We start from the raw sequence: 8,561 nt of genomic DNA, 5'->3' as shown, positions 1-8,561 counted from the left end.
CACCGCCGGGGCGCCCGGCTGGTCGCCGTGGGCGCACCGGATTCCCAGTTGCAGTCGGTCGCCGAGCGCGCTCGCGCGCCGTTCATCCCGGTGCCCCGGCGTGCACCGGCCCGGGCCAGCCTGTGGGCGCTCACCGTGCCGGTTCTGCTCGCCGCCCGTACGCTCGGCCTCGTGAAGGTGAACGAGGCGGATCTGGCGGAGACGGCGGCGCGTCTCGACGCGGAAGCCGACCGCTGCCGCCCGACGGCGGAGTCCTTCGTCAACCCGGCGAAGTCGCTCGCGCTCGGCCTGGCCGGGTCGGTCCCGATCGTCTGGGGCTCGTCCCCGCTGGCCACCGTCGCGGCCCGCCGCTTCGGCGACACCCTGTCGGCCAACGCCCGCTACCCGGTGGTCTCCGGCGCGCTCGGCGAGGCCGGCCGAGGCCGGGTCGGCCTGCTCGACGGCGTGTTCGGCGGCCTGGTCGAGGGGGAGCGGGACATCTTCGCCGACGCCGACGAGGAGGCCCCGAGTGGCACCCGGCTGCGACTGGTGCTGCTGCGGGACGGCGGTCTGAACGCCGAGGACGACAGCGACGAGCCGCTCGCGGTCGAGGAGCGCCGCGCGGACGCGGTGCAGACCCTGGCCGAGCGGCGGGGGGTGCGCTGCGACGTGGTGACCGCCGAGGGCGGCTCCGCGCTGGAGCGGCTCGCCTCGCTGATCGCCGTGCCGGACTTCGCATCGGTCTACCTCGCCCTGGCACACGGCCTGGACCCGATGGCCGTTCCGGCCATCACCGAGATGAAGGAGCTGTCGAACCAGTGAGTGCTAATGGCGGGACGAAGGCGATCGTCGCCGCCCTGCTGGCCAACGTCGGCATCGCCATCACCAAGTTCATCGCGTTCCTGCTGACGGGCTCGTCGTCGATGCTGGCCGAGTCGATCCACTCGGTGGCCGACTCGGGCAACCAGGGTCTGCTGCTGCTCGGCGGCAAGCGGGCCAAGCGGGAGGCGACCCCCCAGCACCCGTTCGGCTACGGCCGTGAGCGGTACATCTACGCGTTCATCGTGTCCATCGTGCTGTTCAGCGTCGGCGGCCTGTTCGCGCTCTACGAGGCGTACCACAAGTGGTCGCACCCGGAGGGCATCACCGAGTGGCAGTGGGTGCCGGTGACCGTGCTGGTGGCGGCGATCATCATGGAGTCTTTCTCCTTCCGGACCGCGATCGTGGAGTCCAACCGGATCCGGGGCAACCAGTCCTGGGTGCATTTCGTACGCCGGGCCAAGGCCCCCGAGCTGCCGGTCGTGCTCCTGGAGGACCTGGGCGCGCTGGTCGGTCTCGTCTTCGCCCTCTTCGGCGTCAGCCTTACGCTGATCACCGGCAACGGCGAGTGGGACGCGATCGGCACCGCGATGATCGGTGTCCTGCTGGTCGTCATCGCGATCATCCTCGCCATCGAGACCAAGAGCCTGCTGCTGGGCGAGGGCGCCGAGGCGCACGACGTGGCTGCGATCGAGAAGGCCGTCACGGACGGCCCGGAGGTCGAGCGGATCATCCACATGAAGACGCTCTACCTCGGTCCCGAGGAGCTGATGGTGGCCGCGAAGATCGGCGTGCCGGCCTGCGACAGCGCCGAGGAGCTGGCCCGGGGCATCAACGCCGTCGAGGCCCGGATCCGGGCCGCCGTCCCGGCCGCGCGGGTCATCTACCTGGAGCCGGACATCTACAGCGCCGCCGCGGAGCGGGCCGGCAGCGGCAGCGCCGCGACCACCGCGGTGCCGGAGTCCGAGTCGGGCAGGGTGGCCGGGCGGCACGGGAGCTGATTCGTGGAACCGCTGTACGGACCGGTCCGGAACTACGCCTGGGGGTCCCGCTCGGCCATCGCCGAGTTGCAGGGCCGCCCGGTGCCGAGTGACGAGCCGGAGGCCGAGCTGTGGCTGGGCGCCCATCCGGGCGCCCCGGCCACGGTCGACCGCGGCGGCGGCCGGGTGGCGTTGACCGACCTGCTGCTCGCCGAGCCGGGGCACTGGCTCGGCGAGCAGGTGGTCGGCCGTTTCGGCACCCGGCTGCCGTTCCTGCTCAAGGTGCTCGCCGCGGACGCGCCGCTGAGCCTCCAGGCCCACCCCGATCCGGAGCAGGCCCGCGCCGGACACGCCGCGGACGCGGACCGGCCGCATGCCGAACGCAACTACGTCGACCCGCACCACAAGCCGGAGCTGCTCGTCGCGCTGTCGCCGATGGAGGCGCTCTGCGGCTTCCGGGAGCCGGGGGAGGCGGCGGCGGTGCTCGCCGCGTTCGGCGTACCGGCGTTGGAGCCGGTCGTGGCCGCGCTGCGCACCGGTACGGCGGGCCTGCGTGACGCCGTACGCCTGCTGCTGACCTGGCCCGCCGAGGAGCGGGACAGGCTGGTGAAGGCTGTGGCGTCCGCGCCGGTCGCCGGTCCGGACGCCGCGCTGGCCGCGGAGCTGGCGGCCGCCTATCCCGCCGATCCCGGCGTGCTGGTGGCGTTGTTGCTCAACCGGGTACGCCTGGTGCGCGGCGAGGCGATCTGGATGCCCGCCGGGAACCTGCACGCCTACCTGCGTGGGACCGGTGTGGAGATCATGGCGGCCAGCGACAACGTGCTGCGCGGCGGGTTGACCCCGAAGCGGATCGACGTGGACGAGCTGCTGCGGGTGCTGCGGTTCGAGGTGCTCCACGACCCGGTGGTGCGGCCCCGGCCGGTGGTGCCGGGGGTGGTCTGCTGGCCGGTGCCGGTGGACGACTTCGCGCTGCACCGGGTGACGGTGGGCAGCGAGCTGCCCGAGGTGACACTGTCGCCGCCCGGGCCCCGGGTGGTGCTGTGCTGCACCGGCACGGTCACCGTCGACGACGGGGCGGGCGCGGTGTCGCTGGTGCCCGGACATGCCGCGGTCGGCGCCGCCGCCGGGGGGCCGCTGCGCTTCGTCGGCGCCGGTGAGGCGTACCTCGCCACCTGCGGCTCCTCCTGACGATCATGCCCGCTCGACACGCCGGCCCCGCGCTCACCCCCGCCAAGTCCGACTTTTCGGAAATGACTTGACGCGAGTTCAGCACAGTGTGACTCTATGAGTGCGCAGCGTTATCGCGACGACGGTCTCGAGAGCGCGCGGGGGAACCAAACCGGGGGGATGCACGGGGCGGCGGCCGATGGACGGGAACTCCGTCCACCACCGACCGCCCCGTGCGCTGTCCACGTACCGGACATCCGTCCGTCGGCGCGCGAGCGTAAGGTGGATGGTTGCGCTGCACATCGTCCGACAGGAGCTTCCATGACCAGCACCCTCCCGGCGTCCGCCAGCGGTACGCCCGAGGTCCGGCCGAGCACTCTCGCCGAGGGCGACTACAAGGTGGCGGATCTGTCGCTCGCCGAGTTCGGCCGTAAGGAGATCCGGCTCGCCGAGCACGAGATGCCCGGCCTGATGGCGATCCGTCGTGAGTTCGCCGACGCTCAGCCCCTCGCCGGTGCGCGGATCACCGGTTCGCTGCACATGACCATCCAGACCGCCGTGCTGATCGAGACCCTGGTCGCGTTGGGCGCGCAGGTGCGATGGGCGTCCTGCAACATCTTCTCCACCCAGGACCACGCCGCCGCCGCGGTCGTCGTCGGCGCCGACGGCACCCCCGACGCCCCGGCCGGTGTGCCGGTGTACGCGTGGAAGGGCGAGAGCCTCGAGGAGTACTGGTGGTGCACCGAGCGGGTGCTCGACTGGCCCGACGGGCAGGGCCCGAACATGATCCTCGACGACGGCGGTGACGCCACCCTGCTCGTGCACAAGGGCGTGGAGTTCGAGAAGGCCGGCGTCGTGCCGCCGGTGGAGTCCGCCGACTCCGAGGAGTACGCGGTCATCCTGGGCGTCCTACAGCGCTCCCTGGCCGAGGACGGCCAGCGCTGGACGCGGATCGCCTCGACCATCAAGGGCGTGACCGAGGAGACCACCACCGGCGTGCACCGGCTCTACGAGATGCACCGGGCCGGCACGCTGCTGTTCCCGGCGATCAACGTCAACGACTCGGTGACGAAGAGCAAGTTCGACAACAAGTACGGCTGCCGCCACTCGCTCATCGACGGCATCAACCGGGCCACCGACGTGCTGATCGGCGGCAAGATGGCCGTCGTGCTCGGCTACGGCGACGTGGGCAAGGGCTGCGCTGAGTCGCTGCGTGGCCAGGGCGCCCGGGTCGTCGTGACCGAGGTCGACCCGATCTGCGCCCTCCAGGCGGCGATGGACGGCTACCAGGTCGCCACCCTGGACGACGTGGTCGAGACCGCCGACATCTTCATCACCGCGACCGGCTGCTTCGACGTCATCACCAACGAGCACATGGCGCGGATGAAGCACCAGGCCATCGTCGGCAACATCGGCCACTTCGACAACGAGATCGACATGGCCGGCCTGGCCAAGCGCGGCGACGTGACCCGGGAGAACATCAAGCCGCAGGTGGACCTGTGGAAGTTCGACGACGGCCACGCGATCATCGTGCTGTCCGAGGGTCGCCTGCTGAACCTGGGCAACGCCACCGGCCACCCGAGCTTCGTGATGTCGAACTCGTTCGCCAACCAGACGATCGCCCAGATCGAGCTGTACACGAAGACCGACGAGTACCCGACCGGCGTGTACGTGCTGCCCAAGGCTCTGGACGAGAAGGTCGCCCGCCTGCACCTGGCCGCCCTCGGCGCCAGGCTGACCGAGCTGACCAAGGAGCAGGCCGCCTACCTCGGCGTCGCCGTGGAGGGCCCGTTCAAGCCGGAGCACTACCGCTACTGATCCCGCACGACGTCAACCGGGCCGCCGCTGTCACCAGCGGCGGCCCGCTGTCGTGTGTGGTCGTCGCGGCGGGGTCGCCGGCCGGGCACGGTCAGTCGGAGCGGGGACGTCGCCCGGTCGGTCGGACCCAGGTCCAGACGCACCAGGCGAGCCAGGCAAGGGACACCGCCGCGGCGAGCGTCCGCAGCCGGAGCGCGCTGAGCAGCAGCACCACCGCGAGGACGGCCAGCCACGGCCCGAACGCCCTCACGCCCGCCACCGTCGGCGTACGAGCCGGCGGACCAGCGGCGGGGCGATCCACGACCACACGCAGAAAAGGAACCAGGACAGGGCGAACAGGCCCGCGAGCAGGTCCAGACCGGCCAGGTTGAGCAGGACGATGACCGCGACCGCGACGAGCCAGGTGCGGAACACGCCGAACCGGTGCAGCGGGCGCAGCGGCACCAGCAGCGGGTGGGCGTGCACCCGGGACTCCCAGGCCGCCTCGGCGTAGTCGGCGTCGGTGGGGTCGTGCGCCACCGCCTGGCGGAAGGAGCGGTGGGCGGTGCCCATCCGGCCGCGCAGGGCGGCGGCGTGACCGTGCAGCGCCAGGGCCACCGGGTGCGTCGGCCACGCCGCGAGGAACTCCTCCGCGACGGTCTCCGCCGCCCGGTCGTCGCCCCGGGCGTACGCGAGCTGGAAGCGCGAGGCGTAGACCGACGGGAGGTCCGGGACGATCGCCGCCGCGCGGGCGACGAGCTTCTCGGCCTTGTCGGTCTGGCCGACGGCGGTGCAGAGGTCGGCGTACTGGCAGAGCAGCCAGGGGTTGTTCGGCGTGCGGGCGAGCGCATCGAGCAGCGCCCGTTCGGCGTCGGCGTACGCCCCGCGGTGCCGCAGCGCCAGGCCCAGCCGGCCGAGCAGCTCCGCGTCCGGGCCGGCCTCGGCCAGACCCTGTCGCGCGACGGCGACGACGTCGTCCCAGCGGTCGAGGTCGGTCAGCGCGGCGGCCCGCAGCCGGAACGCGGCGACCTCGGTGGACAGCCCGGCGGGGAGGCGGCCCAGCTCCTCCAGCGCCTGCTCGGGCCGGTTCACCTCGAGGAGGTGGGCGACGCGCGCAAACTGGTCGTGGGCGGTGCTCATGCCGCCATCAGCGCCCCGATCAGGACCGCCTCGGCGAGGCCGCACACCAGCACCGCGGCGATGCCCGGCCCCCACAGCGACGCCGGCTCCCCACCGCGCAGCTCGTACGCGCGGAACGGCCGCTTCTGGACGGCGGCGACGGCCGCCCAGACCAGTCCGCCGGCCAGTGCGCCGATCAGCCGGCTGGGGCGCCCACTGTCCGCGTCGAAGAGCGCGAGGCTGACACCCACCCGCGCGACCAGGCCGGCCAGCCCGGCGGCGAGCACGGTCAGCAGCGCCGACCGGGGCAGGCCCAGGCGTCGACCGTTGAGCGCGGCCAGCACGGTGACCGCGGTGGGGCCGCCGAAGACCGCCGGGTAGAGCAGGGACTGGACCCGCCACGGCGGGCGGGCGGGCTGGTACGGCGGTGGGGCGATGGTGGGGGTGAAGAGGTCGTCGGCCACGCGCGGTCCTGTCAGGCGGTGTCGGGGGCGTGCCGGATCCTGCCACAGCGGCGTGCTGCCGTGGGGATCCACGTGACGGCTCCCGCGAACCGGAGGAAGCCGGTCAGCGCCGGTCGGCGACCTCGGGGCGTACCGACGGAAGGCCGGGGGTGGCCGCGCGCGGCGCCGGTGGGCCGGCGGGTGTGGCCGGGCGGACGGGACCGGCGGTGGTGACGGCCGGGGCGGTGGTGACCTCGGGGGCGGGCACCGCCGGCCCCGGGGTCAGCTCCGGCCACAGGGTGGCCGCGACCGCCCGGCCACGACCGAGCCGGTGCCCGTCGCGGCGGTGCCGCTCCCCGAGGACCGCCGCCAGGTAGACGGTCTCGGACATCCCCGCCGGGGGCAGCGGCGTGACCACCGCCGCGACCTCCGTCCAGAGGCCGTGCGCCAGCCGCGTCCGCGCCGGCTCCGCGAACTGGTGTACGCGGGCCAGGTACTGCCGCGCGGCCAGCGCCAGGCCGTCGTCCAGCCGGCTCAGGTCCGCCGTGTACGCCCACCCGACCAGCGCCGGCACCGCGGTGGGGACCGGCCGCCAGGGCGTCGCGGTACGGGTGTGCACCACGAGCGTCCCCGCCACCAGGTCACCGAGACGGCGGCCCCGGCGGTCGCTCAGCATCACCGTCACCCCGGCCACCCAGCTCAGCAGGGGCAGCACCAGCCCCGGCCACTCCACGGCGACGCCGACCAGGGCCCGGGTCAGCGACTGCCGTACGCCCACCGGCGCGCCGTCCACGCTGACCACCCGCAACCCGACGGCCACCTTGCCCACCGTCCGTCCCTGGTTGAACCGCTCGCACAGCACCGGGTAGCCGACCAGCACGACGACCAGGCCGACCGTGCCGAGGCCACCGGCCAGCGCGCCGTCGACCAGGCCGACGGGCAGCACGGTGAACGCCAGCCCCGCCACCATCGACAGCGCGAGGGCGACGGCCAACTGGACCGGTACGTCGATCAGGAGCGCGAGGACCCGGGAACCGAGCCGCGCGGCACGCACGTCGAGCTCCACGGCCTCCCCGCTGACCAGCCCGGCGTCGCCCCACGAGGTGGGCCGGGCCGGGGGACGCGGTGGGGTGGTCACCCGGACAGTGAACACTATGATCGCCCGGACGGGGGTGAGCAGTGGATCTGGACGCGTACGTCGCGGAGCACGGCGGCGAGTGGCGGCGGCTGGAGGTACTCACCGGCCGCGCCCGGCTCGACGCCGGGGAGATCGACGAGCTGATCGCCCTCTACCAGCGGGCCACCACCCAGCTCTCGGTGCTGCGCAGCCGCTGCCCCGACCCGGCCCTGGTCGGCCAGCTCTCCCAGGTGGTGCTGCGGGCCCGGTCCCGGCTCACCGACCGCCGCCGGCCGTCCTGGGCCGCGGTCGCGCGGTTCGCGACCGTCGGCTTCCCGTCGGCCGTCTACCGCGCCTGGCCGTGGTGGTGCGGCGTGGCGACCGGGTTCAGCCTGCTCAGCTTCTTCCTCATGGGCTACGTCGCCGGCAACCCGGACACCGCGTCGGCCTTCATCGGCGAGGAGGCGGCGGCGGATCTGGTCGACTCGGGCTTCGCCGGCTACTACACCGAGTTCGCGGCGCCGACCTTCGCGTTCCACCTGTGGACGCACAACGCCTGGCTGGCCGCGCAGTGCCTGGCCGCCGGCGTGCTGATCGTCCCGGTGCTCTACCTGCTCTGGCAGAACGCGCTCAACATCGCCGTGGTCGGCGGGGTGATGGTCGCCTACGGCCGCTCGGACGTCTTTTTCGGCCTGATCACCCCGCACGGCCTGCTGGAGCTGACCGGGGTGTTCGTGGCCGCCGGGGTGGGCCTGCGGACGGGCTGGGCGTGGATCTCGCCGCCGGCCGACCTGACCCGGGGGCAGGCGGTCGCCCGGGCGGGCCGCGAGGCGGTCCTGGTCGCCCTGGGGCTGGTCGGGGTGTTCGCCGTCGCCGCCGGCATCGAGGCCTTCGTGACCCCGGCGCCCCTCCCGGTCCCGTTCCGGGTGGCCGTCGGCGCCGCGGTCTGGCTGGCCTTCCTGGCGTACGTGGTGCTCCTCGGCCGCTGCGGCACCGTGACCGGGGACGCGGTCAGAGGCGGCCCTGGGACTTGAGCCGCAGGTAGGCGTCGGCGACCGCGGGGGCCAGGTGGCCGGCGGGAGCGTCGACGACCGTCACGCCGTGCCGGGCCAGTGCCGCCCGCACCCGGTCCCGCTCGGC

Annotated in this window: 9 protein-coding genes; 5 read left to right on the top strand and 4 right to left on the bottom strand. The window is 73.7% G+C overall.

The features are described 5' to 3' along the window. The 4 genes from AB0I76_RS16885 to ahcY all read left to right on the top strand — a co-directional run. A partial coding sequence (locus tag AB0I76_RS16885) for an SIS domain-containing protein (protein ID WP_357035776.1) occupies nt 1-801 on the top strand: 801 nt, incomplete at its 5' end. Continuing rightward, nucleotides 798-1,799: a cation diffusion facilitator family transporter gene (locus AB0I76_RS16880; RefSeq protein ID WP_357035773.1), complete on the top strand. Its 1,002-nt coding sequence runs from the start codon at nt 798-800 to the stop codon at nt 1,797-1,799. The genes AB0I76_RS16885 and AB0I76_RS16880, both read left to right, overlap by 4 nt. A 3-nt stretch (nt 1,800-1,802) precedes the next feature. Then, a complete protein-coding gene (manA, locus tag AB0I76_RS16875; RefSeq protein WP_357035770.1) occupies nt 1,803-2,966 on the top strand; it encodes a mannose-6-phosphate isomerase, class I in 1,164 nt (387 codons plus the stop codon). A gap of 300 nt (nt 2,967-3,266) precedes the next feature. Continuing rightward, nucleotides 3,267-4,763 carry an adenosylhomocysteinase gene (gene ahcY, locus AB0I76_RS16870; RefSeq protein ID WP_357035766.1) on the top strand — a complete coding sequence of 499 codons (1,497 nt, stop codon included), beginning with the start codon at nt 3,267-3,269 and terminating at the stop codon, nt 4,761-4,763. A 91-nt stretch (nt 4,764-4,854) separates the two neighbouring features. Here ahcY and AB0I76_RS16865 read toward each other — a convergent pair whose 3' ends face one another. From AB0I76_RS16865 to AB0I76_RS16850, 4 genes are all read right to left on the bottom strand, one after another. Then, nucleotides 4,855-5,013 (bottom strand): hypothetical protein, encoded by a 159-nt coding sequence (locus AB0I76_RS16865; RefSeq protein ID WP_357035763.1) that lies wholly within the window; start codon nt 5,011-5,013, stop codon nt 4,855-4,857. Beyond that, complete coding sequence (locus AB0I76_RS16860) at nt 5,010-5,882, bottom strand: tetratricopeptide repeat protein (protein WP_357035760.1); 873 nt, start codon at nt 5,880-5,882, stop codon at nt 5,010-5,012. Before AB0I76_RS16860 ends, AB0I76_RS16865 begins: the two co-directional genes overlap by 4 nt. Further along, entirely contained in the window at nt 5,879-6,325 is a 447-nt protein-coding gene (locus AB0I76_RS16855; protein WP_357035757.1) for a hypothetical protein, read from the bottom strand. The genes AB0I76_RS16860 and AB0I76_RS16855 overlap by 4 nt, the downstream gene beginning before the upstream one ends. 103 nt (nt 6,326-6,428) lie before the next feature. Next, complete coding sequence (locus AB0I76_RS16850; RefSeq protein ID WP_357035754.1) at nt 6,429-7,442, bottom strand: RDD family protein; 1,014 nt, start codon at nt 7,440-7,442, stop codon at nt 6,429-6,431. Nucleotides 7,443-7,483: 41 nt separating this feature from the next. On the opposite strand from AB0I76_RS16850, the gene AB0I76_RS16845 reads away from it, so the two are divergent. After that, nucleotides 7,484-8,455, top strand: coding sequence for a stage II sporulation protein M (locus tag AB0I76_RS16845; RefSeq protein WP_357035751.1), 972 nt, complete (start codon nt 7,484-7,486; stop codon nt 8,453-8,455). Nucleotides 8,456-8,561 lie beyond the last annotated feature (106 nt).

Source organism: Micromonospora sp. NPDC049799 (assembly GCF_040656655.1).
Taxonomy (GTDB): Bacteria; Actinomycetota; Actinomycetes; order Mycobacteriales; family Micromonosporaceae; genus Micromonospora.
This window is presented reverse-complemented; position numbering and strand designations above follow the sequence as displayed.